Annotated in this window: 16 protein-coding genes and 1 pseudogene; 9 read left to right on the top strand and 8 right to left on the bottom strand. The window is 64.5% G+C overall.

The genetic code is table 11. The features are described 5' to 3' along the window. Window positions 1-94 precede the first annotated feature (94 nt). Window positions 95-301 carry a hypothetical protein gene (locus BST17_RS14055; RefSeq protein WP_133053547.1) on the top strand — a complete coding sequence of 69 codons (207 nt, stop codon included), beginning with the start codon at window positions 95-97 and terminating at the stop codon, window positions 299-301. 66 nt (window positions 302-367) lie between these two features. Here the strand turns inward: BST17_RS14055 and BST17_RS14050 are convergent, their stop codons facing one another. Together BST17_RS14050 and BST17_RS14045 are read right to left on the bottom strand one after the other, a co-directional pair. Next, window positions 368-1,708 (bottom strand): hypothetical protein, encoded by a 1,341-nt coding sequence (locus tag BST17_RS14050; RefSeq protein WP_083059033.1) that lies wholly within the window; start codon window positions 1,706-1,708, stop codon window positions 368-370. A gap of 90 nt (window positions 1,709-1,798) precedes the next feature. Further along, complete coding sequence (locus BST17_RS14045; protein ID WP_083059029.1) at window positions 1,799-2,554, bottom strand: SDR family NAD(P)-dependent oxidoreductase; 756 nt, start codon at window positions 2,552-2,554, stop codon at window positions 1,799-1,801. 208 nt (window positions 2,555-2,762) lie between these two features. On the opposite strand from BST17_RS14045, the gene BST17_RS14040 reads away from it, so the two are divergent. From BST17_RS14040 to BST17_RS14020, 5 genes are all read left to right on the top strand, one after another. Continuing rightward, the gene (locus tag BST17_RS14040) at window positions 2,763-3,914 is read left to right on the top strand and encodes a CaiB/BaiF CoA transferase family protein (RefSeq protein WP_083059025.1); all 1,152 of its coding nucleotides are present in this window, start codon (window positions 2,763-2,765) and stop codon (window positions 3,912-3,914) included. 65 nt (window positions 3,915-3,979) lie between these two features. Next, window positions 3,980-5,794: an AMP-dependent synthetase/ligase gene (locus BST17_RS14035; protein ID WP_083059022.1), complete on the top strand. Its 1,815-nt coding sequence runs from the start codon at window positions 3,980-3,982 to the stop codon at window positions 5,792-5,794. A 15-nt stretch (window positions 5,795-5,809) separates the two neighbouring features. After that, on the top strand, window positions 5,810-6,892 hold the full coding sequence (locus tag BST17_RS14030; protein ID WP_083059018.1) for an ABC transporter ATP-binding protein: 1,083 nt from the start codon (window positions 5,810-5,812) through the stop codon (window positions 6,890-6,892). Beyond that, a complete protein-coding gene (locus BST17_RS14025; RefSeq protein ID WP_083059015.1) occupies window positions 6,892-7,263 on the top strand; it encodes a hypothetical protein in 372 nt (123 codons plus the stop codon). The genes BST17_RS14030 and BST17_RS14025 overlap by 1 nt, the downstream gene beginning before the upstream one ends. A gap of 175 nt (window positions 7,264-7,438) precedes the next feature. After that, a complete protein-coding gene (locus tag BST17_RS14020) occupies window positions 7,439-8,206 on the top strand; it encodes a 3-hydroxyacyl-CoA dehydrogenase (protein ID WP_083059011.1) in 768 nt (255 codons plus the stop codon). Window positions 8,207-8,400: 194 nt separating this feature from the next. Here BST17_RS14020 and BST17_RS14015 read toward each other — a convergent pair whose 3' ends face one another. Then, window positions 8,401-8,874 carry a winged helix-turn-helix transcriptional regulator gene (locus BST17_RS14015; RefSeq protein WP_083059008.1) on the bottom strand — a complete coding sequence of 158 codons (474 nt, stop codon included), beginning with the start codon at window positions 8,872-8,874 and terminating at the stop codon, window positions 8,401-8,403. Window positions 8,875-8,989: 115 nt separating this feature from the next. Here BST17_RS14015 and BST17_RS14010 point away from each other — a divergent pair, with 115 nt between their 5' ends. Then, window positions 8,990-9,802 carry an oxidoreductase gene (locus BST17_RS14010; RefSeq protein WP_083059004.1) on the top strand — a complete coding sequence of 271 codons (813 nt, stop codon included), beginning with the start codon at window positions 8,990-8,992 and terminating at the stop codon, window positions 9,800-9,802. 4 nt (window positions 9,803-9,806) lie between these two features. Here the strand turns inward: BST17_RS14010 and BST17_RS14005 are convergent. Then, window positions 9,807-10,141 (bottom strand): annotated as a pseudogene (locus tag BST17_RS14005) (helix-turn-helix domain-containing protein). A 140-nt stretch (window positions 10,142-10,281) separates the two neighbouring features. Here BST17_RS14005 and BST17_RS14000 point away from each other — a divergent pair. Then, complete coding sequence (locus BST17_RS14000; protein WP_083059000.1) at window positions 10,282-11,196, top strand: alpha/beta hydrolase; 915 nt, start codon at window positions 10,282-10,284, stop codon at window positions 11,194-11,196. A gap of 12 nt (window positions 11,197-11,208) precedes the next feature. Here the strand turns inward: BST17_RS14000 and BST17_RS13995 are convergent, their stop codons facing one another. Beyond that, window positions 11,209-12,108 (bottom strand): LLM class F420-dependent oxidoreductase, encoded by a 900-nt coding sequence (locus BST17_RS13995; RefSeq protein ID WP_083058997.1) that lies wholly within the window; start codon window positions 12,106-12,108, stop codon window positions 11,209-11,211. A gap of 32 nt (window positions 12,109-12,140) precedes the next feature. Continuing rightward, entirely contained in the window at window positions 12,141-12,581 is a 441-nt protein-coding gene (locus tag BST17_RS13990; RefSeq protein ID WP_083058993.1) for a MarR family winged helix-turn-helix transcriptional regulator, read from the bottom strand. Between the two features lie 129 nt (window positions 12,582-12,710). Between BST17_RS13990 and BST17_RS13985 the strand changes: the two genes are divergently transcribed. Then, entirely contained in the window at window positions 12,711-13,394 is a 684-nt protein-coding gene (locus tag BST17_RS13985; protein ID WP_083058989.1) for a nitroreductase, read from the top strand. 23 nt (window positions 13,395-13,417) lie between these two features. On the opposite strand, the gene BST17_RS13980 is transcribed toward BST17_RS13985, so the two are convergent. Together BST17_RS13980 and BST17_RS13975 are read right to left on the bottom strand one after the other, a co-directional pair. Then, window positions 13,418-14,143 (bottom strand): alpha/beta fold hydrolase, encoded by a 726-nt coding sequence (locus BST17_RS13980; RefSeq protein ID WP_083058985.1) that lies wholly within the window; start codon window positions 14,141-14,143, stop codon window positions 13,418-13,420. Between the two features lie 79 nt (window positions 14,144-14,222). After that, window positions 14,223-14,972 (bottom strand): alpha/beta fold hydrolase, encoded by a 750-nt coding sequence (locus BST17_RS13975; RefSeq protein ID WP_207573644.1) that lies wholly within the window; start codon window positions 14,970-14,972, stop codon window positions 14,223-14,225. Between the last annotated feature and the right edge of the window lie 3 nt (window positions 14,973-14,975).

Here is a 14,975-nt window from a genome sequence, read left to right as displayed (position 1 = left end):
TGGTCTCACAATTGGCCATACATACTGAATGGACATAGTATATGGTTATAGCGAGGCCGTACTTCGGTCGGCGGACCTTCCGGGAGGCGACACGATGAAGCATCTTCTGAATATTTCGTTCCTCGGCACATCGGCGCTCTTTCTACTCGCGCCAACCGTGGGACTCGGGGGAGTTTTCGAAGCGCTCGTCCTGGTGGTGGCGCTTCTGATCGGCGGCCTCAGCGTGGCCGGAGGCCTCGTGCAGGCAGAGCGCACGTTGCGCCGCATCGAAGCCGATACCCAACCCGCACAACACGTGTAGCTGCCACAGCTGACAAAGAGAGATCCCCTACCTCGGTCGAGGTAGGGGATCTCTTGTTAGGGGTTCCTAGTGGGCGCCGACGCTGACCAACGGCAGCGGGCGGCCGACGCTCACCCGATCGTAGATCTCCTGCGGGATGGCCGCTTCGGACTTGAAGATGTTGAACCGGCAGTGCCCGGTGATCTTTCCGTCCTTGATACCCGGCTCGACAAGCAGGAAATGCGGACTGCCGTTCTCCAGCACATACTTGTTCGTGCCGGGGCAGTGCATGCAATACACCGGCATCTCCTCAAGGCCGAAGCTCTCCACCGACGGTCCCTTGACGACCGGAAGGTTCTTCGGTCCGTCGTAGGCGCCCTCGTCGATGAGCCGCCCCCCGCTGCCGCAGGGCGCGGCATCCAATGCCAGGCGGCCTTCGTCCTCGAACCACGTGTACTTCATGCCGTGCTGGTGAAAGAGTGTCGAAAGCCATTGCACCTGATCGCGATAGGACATCGCATCGACCTGTCCCAGCACCGGACCCATGGTCGGCAGGTTGTAGCACTGGTCGACAGCCTCCCAGCAGTGCTGCACGCCATGGTTCTGCAGGATCCAGCCGGTCTGCGCGGTGATGAGGTCACGGCCGAAATGATGTCCCAGGTACCACTCTGTCTTCGACAGCATGAGGTGGCGACGAGCCCGGACCAGATCGCCGGCATCGATGGCCTTGACAGCCAGCGCGTAGGCCTGAAATCGCATGTCCTCCAGTTCATCGGCATCGAACAGCAGGGCGCCCGATACGTCGAAGGCTGCCCCGATGCGCGCGATATCGCGGATGGCGCCGAGGCGGCTGAACACCTCGACAGGGACGTCCAGCGGGTTCTTGTAGAACGTCAGCCGTAGCGGCAAGCCGTCCCGCCCACCGTCGAAGACGAACGGCGGGTAACCCAGCCATTCGCAGCACCACTGTTCGATGGCCGTGCTGAACAGCCGCAGATCGCCGCCCCCGGGGATGGCATCGGACCGAGTGCCGGCCCACCCGGACGACACGAAGACGATCCTGGACTCGTCTTCTTCCACGGCATCCAGCTGCGCGCCGTCCATCCGGAAGATTGTTGCCATGGAACCGATTGCTTCTCGGGAAACACCGTTGCGAAACCATTCCGCCCACGGACGTGAGATGGTGCGCACGGCAGCAGTCACCGACGCGGCAAGCGCTTCTGCGCCGAACTCGCGTGCGATGTAACTGATGGTGAGGCTGTTCCATGCGGTGTAGATATCGCGGGTGGAGAAGTGCGCGTCGATCGATTCCTCGGCGATGGCGCGTGCCGTCGCCAGGTCACCTCGTTCGAGCGCGGCCAGCGCCCGATCCCCTGGGGCGGTCGCGAGTTCGGCGAGTTCCTCTTTGCTGAAAACCAGTTCTGTCATTGTCGACTCCTGATCGGTTGATGGGTTTCCCAGGAGCGACCGTGACGAGCGGCTGGCGGCCGGCCCGGGGGCTGAGGGGTTTCGCGACGGTCAGATGGACGCGGCCATCAATCCGCCGTCGACGGGGTAGGCGATGCCGGTGACCCAACCGGCGTCCTGAGAAGCCAGATGCAGAACGACTTTTGCCACATCCTCGGGCTGTCCGATCCGACCCTGCTTCTCCGAGAAGTATGTCTGAGCCGATGCGCCGGTCGCCGCCTCGAACCCGGTCACCAGGGCATCGGAAAACGGTGTCTCAACGAGTGCGGGACACACACAGTTCACCCGGATGCCAAACGGCCGGAGTTCGGCGGCGGCGGTCTTGGTCAAGTTGACGATCCCGGCCTTGGTGGCCCCGTAGCCGCCCAGCAGTGGGGCGCCGTTGAGGCCCGCGGTCGACGCGATGTTGATGATTGCGCCGCCCTCGGGCATCTGGCCTACGGCGGCGCGGATGCCGCGAAATGTGCCCTTGAGGTTGACCTCGATCATGCGATCGAAGTCGTCGTCGCCGAGCAGGTGCAGTGGTCCCAAGGTGCAGACCCCGGCATTGTTGACCATGACATCGAGGCGACCGAACTCGCTCACGGCCAGTGCGACGGCGGCGTCCACCGCGCCGCGCTCGGTGACATCGCACCGGATCGCACGACCATTACCACCGAGCTCGGCGGCGACGCTCTTGGCCGCGACGTCATCGATATCGGCGACCACGACGCGGGCGCCTGCTGCTGCGAATCGACGGGCGATATCCCGTCCGATACCGCTGGCGCCACCTGTGACGACTACCGATGAAGCTTCATGGCCTGGCATGGAGGTGCTCACTTTCCTACCCGATTCTGAGCCGGTGTCCTGCGACGACGGTCGCCAACGGCTCGTCGATGTGACGGACGCCACCCAAGATACATACCGTATGGACATAGTGTCAACATTGGCTTAGCGTCACACGGGCTCGGTTGTCGCACCCTGATCGTGTTCGCCGGGCCACGAAATCGTTTGTCGAAGCTGGGGATTGAATCGAATGGTTGATAACGAGGCGCCACTCGCGGGCGTGCGCATCATCGAACTTGCCGGAATCGGCCCGGGCCCGTTCGCCGGGATGATGTTGGCCGACCTGGGCGCCGACGTCATCACAGTCGACCGTCCGGGCGGGAACCCCTGGGCCGAAGGCGGGCATGACGTCATGTTCCGCAGCCGACGATCGATCGCGGTCGACCTGAAAAACCCCGGGGGTGCAGAGGTGGTAAAGGAACTGTGCCGCGACGCGGACGGCATCATCGACACCTACCGCCCGGGTGTGGCCGAGCGACTCGGGATCGGTCCGCAGGATTGTCTTGTTGTGAACCCTCGACTGGTCTACGGCCGCGTCACGGGCTGGGGCCAGGACGGACCGATGGCGTCACTGCCCGGGCACGACATCAACTACATCGCGCTGACGGGGGCGCTGCACGCGATCGGCCGCAGAGGCGGTCCGCCCACCGCGCCGCTGAACCTGGTCGGCGACTTCGGCGGAGGCGGGATGCTGATGGCCTTCGGGATGCTCGCCGGAATCCTGTCTGCCCGCGCAACCGGCACGGGGCGCGTCGTGGATGCCGCCATGATCGATGGCGCCTCGGCCCTCATGGCGATGTTTCACGCGTTGCGCGGTAAGGGTGACTTCAGCGCGGATCGCGGAACCCACCTGCTCGACTCGGGGGCGTTCTTCTACGACGTCTACCTGACTCGCGATGGTCAGTGGGTGAGCATCGGTGCGATCGAAACTCAGTTCTGGCATGAACTCTGCGATATCCTGGACCTTCCGGATGATATGCGCCGCAATCAGTTCGACGAGACCCGATGGGAAGAATTCCGCACCGTGCTGGCCGGCCGGATAGCGATGCATGACCGCGCTGAGCTCGACGAGATGTTCGACGGGCGGAACACCTGTTACGCGCCGGTGCTCAGTCTGTCCGAGGTGGCCGACCACCCGCACAACGCCGCCCGCAAAACGCTCATCGAGGTCGATGGCGTGCAGCAGGCCGCGCCCGCACCGCGTTTCGACGGCGCCCCGCCGACCACGCCCCGTCCGCAGCGCAAGCCCGGGCAGGACAGCCGGGACGTGCTGATCGAGGCGGGATACTCCGTCGCTGACATTGATCAGCTGATCGAAAGCGGTGCGGTGTCGTCGCTGTAGGGCAACTGCCTTCGATTCCGGCAAAAGCATTCACAACGTCCATACACTGTGTATATGATCTCGGAGTGAGCACATCGATAGCCGAGCCGGATGAGCTGACGGCAGCCCTGTCCGAGGAAACGACACTCTGCGGCCTGTTTCAACGCACCATCGCCGCCGATCCGGAGGCCGTCGCGATCCGGGCGCATGGTGAAACCGGCTTCATCACCCGCCGTGAATACGGCGAAGCGGTGCAGCGCATCGCAGGTGCGCTCGCCGGCCTCGGAGTGCGGCGCGGCGATACCGTCGGGTTGATGATGTCCAACCGCCCCGAGTTCCATCTCATCGATACCGCGGTCCTGCACCTGGGCGCGACGCCCTTCTCGATCTACAACACGTCTGCACCGCAACAGATTTCGTACCTTCTCAATCATGCGGAGAACCGCGTCATGCTCTGCGAGCAGCGGTACGTCGAGAAGATTCGGGCAGCCGAGGATCTCCGGTTCTTGGAGCACATCGTCGTGGTTGATCCCGATGGTGATCTGCCGGATGGGGCAACAAGTCTTGCTCGTCTCTCCGCGCCGGAGGACTTCTCGTTCGAAGCACGCTGGCGCGAGGTGCATCCCGACGATGTCGCGACACTCATCTACACCTCGGGCACCACCGGGCCACCCAAGGGCGTCGAACTCACGCATTCGAATGTGATGTTCGTTCTGGAAACCTGTAATGAGCGCTTCCCGTTCGTGCCCGAGGGTCGCTGCATCTCCTACCTTCCCACCGCGCACATGGCCGATCGCATCTTCTCGCACTATCTGCAGATGGCGACCGGTTGGACGATCACCACGGTGCAGGACGCGCGGCAGATCTTCGCCGCCGTCGCGCAGACCCGTCCCACCTGGTTCATGGGGGTGCCGCGGATCTGGGAGAAGCTGCGGGCAGCGCTGCTGGCCCGGTTCAAAGCGCAGACCGCTGTTGCACAGCAGGAGATCGACGCCGCGATCGACATTGCCGCGGTGAAGCTGCGAATTGAGGAAGAGGGTGGCGAGCTCAACGCCGAGTTGGCCGAACAATGGCGGCAGGCCGAAGCGAATGTCTTTGCCCCGCTGCGCAAAGAACTCGGGTTTGATGACGTGCATCTGTTGATGACCGGTGCCGCGCCGATCGCGCCGATCGTGCACGAGTTCTTCCTGGCGCTTGGTGTGCCGCTGGCCGAAGGCTACGGAATGTCAGAGACCGGCGCGCTGGGAATGACCAACCTACCCGGCGACATCCGGATGGGCACGGTCGGCCAGCCGATGCCCGGCACCCTCGCCAAGATCGCCGACGACGGTGAGCTGCTTCTTAAAGGCCGCCACGTCATGCGCGGCTACCGCAAGGATCCCGAGAAGACGCGAGAAGCAATCGACGAGCACGGCTGGCTGCATACCGGCGACGTGGCCACCATCGACGCCGAGGGTTTCGTGCGGATCGTCGACCGCAAGAAGGAACTGATCATCAATGCGGCCGGAAAGAACATGTCGCCGGTCAATATCGAAAGCGCCCTCAAAGGCGCTTCCCCGCTCATCGGGCAGGTCTGCTGTATCGGCGATGCCCGTCCATACAATGTTGCGCTGATCGTGCTGGATCCCGATGTCGCCGGCGCTTTCGCGCGACAGCATGGACTGTCGCACGCGACCGCGGCCGAACTCAGCGCCGATGAACGCATTCAGCGGGCCGTTGCAGATGCCGTGGACACCGCGAATCGTCAGTTGTCACGGGTCGAGCAGATCAAGCGGTATCGCCTGCTGAGCGACGAGTGGTTGCCCGACGGCAACGAGCTGACACCGACATCGAAGTTGAAGCGTCGTGTCATCTCAACAAAGTACGCCGACGTCATCGACGACCTGTACCGCACCGACTGATCGAGGGAAACAGATATGGGTGTCCAAATCGACGTGACCAATCTGAGCAAGTCGTTCGGGTCGTCGAAGATCTGGGAAGACGTCACGATGTCGATTCCCGCGGGTGAGGTCAGCGTGTTGCTGGGCCCTTCGGGTACGGGTAAGTCGGTGTTCTTGAAGTCGTTGATCGGTCTGCTGCGCCCCGAGCGCGGTTCGATCGTCATCGATGGCACCAACATCTTGGAGTGCTCGGCCAAGGAGCTCTACGAGATCCGCACGTTGTTCGGGGTGTTGTTCCAGGACGGCGCGCTGTTCGGGTCGATGAACATTTACGACAACACCGCCTTCCCGTTGCGTGAGCACACCAAGAAGAGCGAGTCCGAGATCCGCAACATCGTGATGGAAAAGCTCGAGTTGGTCGGTATGCCCAATGACGGGCACAAGTTCCCCGGTGAGATCTCTGGTGGTATGCGCAAGCGTGCCGGTCTGGCTCGCGCGTTGGTGTTGGACCCGCAGATCATCTTGTGCGACGAGCCGGACTCGGGTCTGGATCCGGTCCGTACCGCCTATCTGTCGCAGTTGCTGATCGATATCAACGCCCAGATCGATGCGACGGTGCTGATCGTGACGCACAACATCAACATCGCCCGCACGGTGCCTGACAACATCGGCATGCTGTTCCGTAAGCAGCTGATCATGTTCGGTCCGCGTGAGGTGTTGTTGACCTCTGATGAGCCGGTGGTCAAGCAGTTCCTCAATGGTCGTCGTATCGGGCCGATCGGTATGTCCGAGGAGAAGGACGAAGCGACCGCCGCGGCCGAGCAGGCGATGATGGAGCAGGGTCAGCACGATGGTGGTGTGGAGGAGATCGAGGGTGTGCCGCCGCAGCTGATGGCCACTCCGGGTATGCCCGAGCGTCAAGGTGTGGCGCGCCGGCAGGCGCGGGTGCGCGAGATCCTGCACACGCTGCCCCCGGCCGCCCAGGAGGCCATCCGCGATGACCTGGAGGGCACGCACAAGTTCAAGTCGCACGAGCCGGGCCACGTCGCCCGCGCCCACCACGAGGACGACGCACCCACGCAGTCCATCCCCGTGGCAGTGACCCGGGAGGACTCCTGATGAACCGGGCTGAGGAGTGTGCGTTCGCATGGGCCCTGGCCGATGTCGCCACCGGGTTCATCGACGAGAACACGAAGAATCAGATCTGCGTGCGACTCGGGGCGGGGGAGTATCGCGACACGATCACCACACTGCTGGAATGCTTTGCGCGCAGCGCCATGGCGGTTCCGCCGGCACTGTCGGCCTCCTTGTGGTCGTGGGTAAATGGCTTCGTCGGAAGTGATCTCGAGACCTCCCTACGGGAGCTGGCGAATAAGGTACGCATCTCAGCCGGCTCGAATCCTCCCGAAGCTGTCGCGGGTAGCGGAGCATTGACCCGCGGGATCGCCGGGCGTGAGCCCGCGGCCTGGCGGCTGGTGACCGCCAAGTAGCGCGACAAAATTCCTGCCGGTCAGCCTTCCTGTCCTGTCAAACCGCTGCAGGACATGGATTGAAGCAGCTTTGGTAGCGAACCGGCATGCGGCGGGGTTAGCCGGGTATAGGCAATCTCCGCTTGGTGCGGACTGCGACGCCGTCCCGATCGACTGAACGAAAGGAAATCAGCACGTGGAAATCAAGGATTCGGTTGCGGTGGTCACCGGCGGGGCCTCGGGCCTCGGCCTGGCCACCACCAAGCGGCTGCTCGATGCCGGCGCCTCCGTCGTCGTGATCGACCTCAAGGGTGAAGAGGTCGTCGCCGAGCTGGGCGAGCGGGCCACGTTCGTCGCCGCCAACGTCACCGACGAGGACGCCGTCAGCAAGGCCCTCGATGTCGCCGAGTCGCTGGGCCCGGTGCGCATCAACGTCAATTGCGCGGGCATCGGCAATGCCATCAAGACCCTCGGCAAGGAGGGCCCGTTCCCGCTGGACGGTTTCCGTAAGGTCGTCGAGGTCAACCTGATCGGCACCTTCAACGTGCTGCGACTGGCCGCCGAGCGGATCGCCAAGCAGGAACCGCTCGAGGACGGCAAGGGGTCGGCGGAGCGCGGCGTCATCATCAACACCGCCTCGGTCGCGGCGTTCGAGGGCCAGATCGGTCAGGCCGCCTACTCGGCGTCCAAGGGTGGTGTGGTCGGTATGACGATCCCGATCGCGCGGGATCTGTCGCGCACCCTGATCCGGGTCAACACCATCGCCCCGGGCCTGTTCAAGACCCCGCTGCTGGGCTCGCTGCCCGAGGAAGCGCAGAAGTCCCTCGGGGCGCAGGTGCCGCACCCGTCGCGTCTCGGCGACCCGGACGAATACGGTGCGCTGGCCGTGCATATCGTGGAGAACCCGATGCTCAACGGTGAAACCATCCGCCTGGATGGCGCCATCCGTATGGCCCCCAGGTGAATTGAGGTGCGCGCTCGACGTTCGCCCAACGGTTGATGAGGCAAGTTCGCCAATCGAATCTCTCGACATGAAGCGACATGCCGCACATTGTTTGTCGTAGCTGGCAGCCGACGATCGGGTGATGCCGCAGGGACCGGTAGCGGTCTGCGTTGCTGCATTGACGGGTTTGCGAAGTTCTCGGTAAGACGATCAGCTCAGCGCCGCAACGCGGCCTGGATATCGCCGGCGCTCACGGGATGACCTTCGCTGCAGCGTACTTCGACATTGATGGGCGCGCCGCAGCCGGTGTGCGACAGCGCGACCCGGCCGCCGTCTGCTCGGACCCATCGGTCGCCCCAGCGCATCAGCGCGAGCAGTGCCGGCAGGCACTCCGCGCCCTTCTCGGTGAGGTGATAGTCCTCCCGGCGCCGTTGGCCGGGCTCGTGATAGGCCCGCTTCTCCAGTAGACCCTCGTCCACGAGTTCCCGGAGTCGGACGGCGGTGATCTTCTCGCTGAGCTTTGCGCGGCGGGAGAACTCCTCGAACCGGTGCGCGCCGTAGAACGCCTCCCGCAGTAACAACAGGCTCGCGCGGCGCCCGACGACGTCCAGGGCGGCCGCAACCGAACAGTCGTCGGCCTGCCAAGAGTCACGGTCGCTCAGTACGCCGACCAGGGTCGCGGAACTCATACAACGCATTCTGTCATGCTGGCTTGCCTTTAGTAAAGTCAGCCGGTACGTTCTGGCTGAACCAAAGCATAGTCAGCTCACGGGCGGGTCGTCTCGAGACAAGGAACCAACACACATGCCAGCTTCACGACCGGTCGCCCTCGTCACCGGCGCCAACTCGGGTCTCGGCAAGCACGCCGCCCGCGCCCTGATCAACGCCGGATTCGAGGTGGTGGGCACCAGCCGCAATACCGCGGGCCTGGACAACGGTCAGGGGGTGACATTCGTCGACCTCGATGTCACCCGGGACGAGTCAGTAACTGCCGCAGTCGAATCCGTACTCACACAGTTCGGCCGGATCGACGTACTGGTGAACAACGCCGGCATGGGATTGGCCGGAGCGAGCGAGGAGAACTCGATCGACCAGTCGCGGCGACTCTTCGACATCAACGTGTTCGGGGTGATTCGGATGACAAATGCCGTTCTTCCTCAGATGCGCGCCCAGGGCGGCGGCCGCATCGTCAACATCTCTTCGATCTTCGGGGTGATGCCGGCTCCGTTCATGGCCGCCTACAGTGCGACCAAGTACGCGGTCGAGGGTTACTCCGAGTCCGTCGATCACGAGGTGCGCGAACACAATATTCGGGTGCTCATCGTCGAACCCGGAGGCACCAGAACGGGATTCGACGACAACACCTTGGCCCCGGACCATCCGTTACCGGCGTACCAGCGTCAGCGGGAACGCTCCAACCTCGCCGTCGCCGACCAGGTCAACAACGGCGACGATCCCGACGTCGTGGCGAAGGTCATCGTGGCCGCGGCGACAGACAAGAACCCGAAGCTGCGCTATCCCGCGGGCTCAGCCCGTCGGCTCACCGCGATGCGCCGCTTCGCGCCCCGCCGGATCTTCGACAAGCAACTACGCAAATCTCTCGACGTACGGGCCTGACCGGTCACCAGCGTGATGCCAGGGTGCGGCAGATCGCGAGCTCGCTGTCCTCGTCCTGTGCGTGCATCAGCAATCCCTCGATGGTGAAGATGCCGATCATCACCTCGGCCTCAACGGCTGCCGGGTCCACACCGGCCTGTTCGAGCTCGTACCGGAACAGGTTGCCGGTGATGGAGACGTCGGCCATGACGGCGTTCAGCACCGCGAGCAGGACATCGTCCTTGTCCTCGAAGTACCAGTACACCGTATTTGCCGCGACACCGGCTTGTTTGGCGAGCCGGCTCATCGGGGTGGCGTCGTATCCCTCACGGTGAACAGTCGTCGGGCGGCCGCGACGATCTCCTCGCGTTTCTCATCCGATGCCTGCGGTCGCCTGTTCCGAGCCTATGCGCGCCCTCTCCCAATGCCGCTCTTGAATGACGTTCAACAGAGTGGTACCGTCTTGATCGGCATTCAAGAAACGTGTGGAAGGCGTACCCATGACTGAGCAGGCCGGCTTCGCCCGCCACGATGTGACGTTCCTGTCCGAGGGCACCCCCTGCGCCGCATGGCTTTATCGGCCCAGGAGCGTGCAGAACCCGCCGGTCATCGTCATGGCGCATGGCTTCGGCGGATTCCGCGAGCTCCGGCTGGATGCCTACGCGGAGCGGTTCGCCCAGGCCGGCTACGCCGTGCTGTTGTTCGACTACCGCCATTGGGGCGCGAGCGGTGGGGAGCCACGGCGCATTCTGGACATCGGCCGCCAACACACGGATTGGCGGGCCGCGATCGCTTTCGCCAAGCGACTCGACGGCGTGGACGCGAATCGTGTCGTGGGGTGGGGAACATCATTCGCCGGTGGACACGTGCTGCATCTCGCGGCCCGCGACGACGACTTTGCCGCTGCGATCGTCCAGGTCCCGCACGTCACGGGGGCGGCGTCGGCGTTCTCGCAGCGGCCGATAGCGTTGCTGCGCTTGACCGCAGCGGCACTCCGCGACCAGGTGGGGTCCTGGCTCGGGAGGTCGCCGCACCGGGTCACCGCCATCGGTCGACCCGGCGAGGTGGCGATGATGACCTCGGTGGGCGCCTATGAGCGGATCATGGAGATGGCGGGGGCCGACCGCGAACGGATGGTCACGGAGAACGACGTGGCTGCGCGGATCGCCCTGCGGGTACCGCTCTACTCACCCGGGCGAGCCGCAGGTCGTATCACGGTGCCGACTCTGGTCCAGCTCGCTCGCAAGGACGATGTCACCCCGTATGACACCGCGCTCAAGGTGGCCGCCCGGATACCCGCCGGTGAGGTCTTGTCTTATGACTGCACACATTTCGAGCCCTATCTGGATCCGCACTTCGAGCAGATCGTCAGCGATCAGATCGCCTTCTTGGGCCGGCATCTCGGTGAGGACTGAGCGCCGGTGGCCTCAGAGCTTCAACACTGAGGCGAGTTCGCGCAGTGCCGGCCGCGGGTCCGTGGTCGGTCCCTCGCCGACGACCTGAATGACGACATGATCGGCACCGGCGTCCAGGTGCGCGGTGACCGACGCCACGGCCTGCTCGACGGTGCCCATGCCGACCAGGGATCGCACCAGCCGGTCGGACCCGCCGGGCACCAGATCGGACTCGTCGAATCCTTGCCGCAGCCACGAATTTCGGTAATTCGCCAGCGAACTGTAGACGCCGACATGGGTGTGCGCGTAGCGGAGTTGTTCCTCGGCGCTGCCGAGGTCGGCCACGGCCTGCTCGGAGATGACCCACTTGTCGGGCCCCAGGATGGTCCGGGTGGCCGCGGTCTGTTCGGGCGTGACCAGGTACGGGTGGGCGCCGTCGGCGAGTTCACCGGACAGTTCGATCATCTTCGGACCGAGGGCAGCGAGCAGGCGGGCGGGGTGGGCGCCTTCCTCGACTTCGGCGGGCAGCGAGTTCATCCGTTCCAGGTAGGTGCGCATCGTCGCCAACGGCTTACTGTAGGTGCCCTTCATGTTTTGCTCGACGGCCGGGGCGTGGCTGACGCCGAGGCCCAGGACGAACCGTCCGGGGTGCAGGGCGGCAAGGGTCCGCGCGCCGCCCTCGGCGGGGGTCGGAATCCGGAAGTGGATGTTGGCAATGCCGGTGCCGACAACGAGGCGGTCCGTGGCGGCCAGGAATGCCGCGGATTCGACGAGCACATCCTTGCCGCTGCCTTCCGGCATGAACAGAGAGCCGAAACCGAGTTCCTCGATCTCGCGCGCGATGCTCTGCGCCTCGCGGATCGGCCAGGGTTCGCTGTTCCACCACACGCCGATACGGCTGGGAAAGTCAATGGCCGGGGTCTTGTTCGTCATCTGTTCTTCTTTCTCTGGCTGAGTCAACGGACTCAGTCGACCGGGGGATGGGCGAGGCCCTCCAGCGTCTGACGAAGATCGTCGATGTCTTGCCAGGTGAGTTGGCATGCCGACTTGATCTTGGCGTTGACGCCGCGAATATCTGCTTCCAGCGCGCGACCCTCATCGGTGAGATCGACCAATACGCGACGTTCGTCTGCACGGTCACGCACGCGGGTGACCATCCCGGCGGCCTCCAGGCGTTTCACCAGCGGCGTGATGGTGCCGGTGTCCATGTCCAGCCGAGCGCCGAGGGCGCCGACCGTCTGCGGTGCATCGTCGAGCAGCGCCAACATGGCGAGGTACTGCGGAAAGGTCAGGCCCAGCGGCTCCAGGAAAGGCTTGTGCCTGCGCACCACGCGGTTGGCCGCACCGTAGAGCGCGAAGGACAGTGCCTGCCCCAGTTGGTCCCGACATTCGGAGGCCGGTTCCATGAAGTTTTTCCTTGCCTGCGATCCCATAGTACACTAGAGAATAGCACGCGAGAGGTGATCCGGCCAGTGCCGCCACGGGCGTCTTCGCGCTGCCACTGACAAGCAGATCGACAACAGCAAGGACTGGACATGACAACATCGACCACCCCGCTCGTCGGGCTATTGCGGTCGCGGTATTCCGTGCGGAAGTTCCTACCCACGCCCCTGTCGCCGACCGACATCCAGGGTGTGCTCGAAGATGCCCAGACGTCGCCGTCGAACAGCAACACCCAGCCGTGGTCGGTCCACGTGGCCTCGGGCGCGGCGCGGGACGCGATCAGCGCGGGGATGCTGCAGGCCTACGAGGAAAACCGCACGTCGGCCGATTTCACGCACGGATACGGCGATGGCCGCTACGCCGAACGCGCGCAGCGCCACGGCGCAACCTTGTACGAGGCCCTCGGGGTGGCCCGATCGGATGTCGAGGGACGCAGCGACGTCGTACGAGACAATCTGCGTTTCTACGGCGCGCCCCATGCGGCCTTCCTGTTCATGCCTGTCCTGGGTGACGGGGTGCGCACCGCAGGGGACATCGGTATGTACGCCCAGACCTTCCTACTGTCTTTGACTGCGCGGGGATTCCACGGCATCCCGCAGACCGTCTTGGGTATGTACGCCGATGTGGTCCGCGATGTGCTCGGTGTACCCGAGGATTTGAAACTGCTGTTCGGGATCTCCTTCGGCACAGCCGATCCCGAGGCCAAGGTCAACGACCTGCGCATGCACCGGTTGCCGGTCGAGCAGAGCGTGGTCTTGCACGACACACCGGCCTAAACGCCGGCTTCCGAGCCCGCCCGCTACCCGAGCAGTGCGTGCTCGCGCAGCCAGGCCTCTACGGCCTCTTCGACGATGATGCCCTTTCGCTCCTCGGAGAAATTGTGCGCCACATCGAATTCGCGGTGTTCGGCGCCCAAACGCTCAGCGAGGAGCCGGACCCTGCCAGGCGGCACCAGTCCATCCTGAGTGCCGCCGACGACAAGGGTGGGCACTGTCGCTTCGCGTACCGAAGTGCGTGAACCGATCAAAAGTTGTAATAGCGCGATCATCGACTCGTCGGCCCGGTGATCCTTGGCCGCTTCGAGTTCGTCTGGGGATGCGTCCGTGCTGAACAGTCCCCTGGGCGGGGCGACCCAGCCGGCCCGCACCGGGGCGGCCGAAATGCCGGTGATGAGGAATTTCAGTGCCGATATCGGGTCGCGTAGGGCGAGGCGGCCGATGTCGGATGCGAGGCCTTCCGGTGGTGCGGGCATCAGCAGGACCTGCCCGTCGATCCGGCGGGCCAGTCCGGCCCGGTAGCAGAGAAGCCCACCCATCGAGTGGCCGATCAACACCAGCGGGGTGCCGTCGTCGCGCGCCGCAACAGTGGCCGAATCAAGTTCCGCTGCAACGGCATCGAATCCGCCGGTATCCAGCTGGGTGAATCGCGGCCGAGGGCGTTCGACGATGTGCGCGCCGAGTCGGTCAGCAAGTCGCTGGAACGACGACGCGCGTGTGAACGCACCCGGTGTGATGAGAACAGGCATGGGATCGTCCTGGTGGGTGGTGGGTGGTGATGTGCTGCCGGGGTTCGCTGCACCTCCGCGACACACCGGCCTGAGAAGGCTAGGTCGCCGCCGCCCAGAACGCCGTCAGCCGCGACGCCGCGCGCCGCGGGTCCTCTGTCATCCACCAGTGACCCAAGCCTTCCCGTACTGCGCTGCGCGCCCCGGCGCGGGTGGCTGCGCGTGAGCGCTGTTCGGGGGTGCCGACGCCATGGTCTTCTGACGGCATGATCGCCAGACCGGGACGGGCGGCCGCCGCCTCCAGCCGTTGTCCGAGTTCGCTTGTCGCCGGCTGCACGGCGGAACGGTAGAGACGCAGGATGCATGCACCCATCGTTTCGTCGATGCCGGCGGCTACGCGACTGGCGACCGCCGGTTGCATGCCGCCCGCAGCGAGAGTGACGGCCCGATCGGCGACAGATTGCGCGGTCATCGCCGCGATGATTTCTTCGCCCAGGCCCGAGGTCTGCCACTGTTTGGCCAGGCCCTCCCAGACGTAGTCCTCGGCAAATACGCCGACGACGTCAGATGCCCAGGTGCAGACAAGATCTGGCCGATTCATGACCACGTTCAGGACGTGCCCGCCGCCCCAATCGTGGCCCACGAGATGGACTGGTGATCCAATGCCTTCGAGTTCGTCGATCAGCCAGGAGGTGTAGTCACCAACGGTGGCGCCCCAGCCGTCAGGCACAGGAGCACCGAATCCTGGCGGTGACAACCGCAGCGGCTCGTCGACACCGAGTGCTGCTAGTTCGTCGACCAGTAACTCCCAGACCGCTGCGGTCTCGGGTACTCCGTGCACCAAACACACCCG

The sequence above is a fragment of the Mycolicibacterium bacteremicum genome, from assembly GCF_002086115.1.
Taxonomy (GTDB): domain Bacteria; phylum Actinomycetota; class Actinomycetes; order Mycobacteriales; family Mycobacteriaceae; genus Mycobacterium; species Mycobacterium bacteremicum.
Note: the sequence above shows the minus strand (reverse complement) of the source record. Positions and strands in the feature narration are given on the sequence as shown.

What these genes read in the sequence shown, in the direction of transcription:
- BST17_RS14055 (WP_133053547.1), top strand. Translation starts at nt 95, where the DNA reads ATGAAGCATCTTCTGAATATTTCGTTCCTCGGCACATCGGCGCTCTTT.
- BST17_RS14050 (WP_083059033.1), bottom strand. Translation starts at nt 1,708, where the DNA reads ATGACAGAACTGGTTTTCAGCAAAGAGGAACTCGCCGAACTCGCGACC.
- BST17_RS14045 (WP_083059029.1), bottom strand. Translation starts at nt 2,554, where the DNA reads ATGCCAGGCCATGAAGCTTCATCGGTAGTCGTCACAGGTGGCGCCAGC.
- BST17_RS14040 (WP_083059025.1), top strand. Translation starts at nt 2,763, where the DNA reads ATGGTTGATAACGAGGCGCCACTCGCGGGCGTGCGCATCATCGAACTT.
- BST17_RS14030 (WP_083059018.1), top strand. Translation starts at nt 5,810, where the DNA reads ATGGGTGTCCAAATCGACGTGACCAATCTGAGCAAGTCGTTCGGGTCG.
- BST17_RS14025 (WP_083059015.1), top strand. Translation starts at nt 6,892, where the DNA reads ATGAACCGGGCTGAGGAGTGTGCGTTCGCATGGGCCCTGGCCGATGTC.
- BST17_RS14015 (WP_083059008.1), bottom strand. Translation starts at nt 8,874, where the DNA reads ATGAGTTCCGCGACCCTGGTCGGCGTACTGAGCGACCGTGACTCTTGG.
- BST17_RS14010 (WP_083059004.1), top strand. Translation starts at nt 8,990, where the DNA reads ATGCCAGCTTCACGACCGGTCGCCCTCGTCACCGGCGCCAACTCGGGT.
- BST17_RS14000 (WP_083059000.1), top strand. Translation starts at nt 10,282, where the DNA reads ATGACTGAGCAGGCCGGCTTCGCCCGCCACGATGTGACGTTCCTGTCC.
- BST17_RS13995 (WP_083058997.1), bottom strand. Translation starts at nt 12,108, where the DNA reads ATGACGAACAAGACCCCGGCCATTGACTTTCCCAGCCGTATCGGCGTG.
- BST17_RS13990 (WP_083058993.1), bottom strand. Translation starts at nt 12,581, where the DNA reads ATGGAACCGGCCTCCGAATGTCGGGACCAACTGGGGCAGGCACTGTCC.
- BST17_RS13985 (WP_083058989.1), top strand. Translation starts at nt 12,711, where the DNA reads ATGACAACATCGACCACCCCGCTCGTCGGGCTATTGCGGTCGCGGTAT.
- BST17_RS13980 (WP_083058985.1), bottom strand. Translation starts at nt 14,143, where the DNA reads ATGCCTGTTCTCATCACACCGGGTGCGTTCACACGCGCGTCGTCGTTC.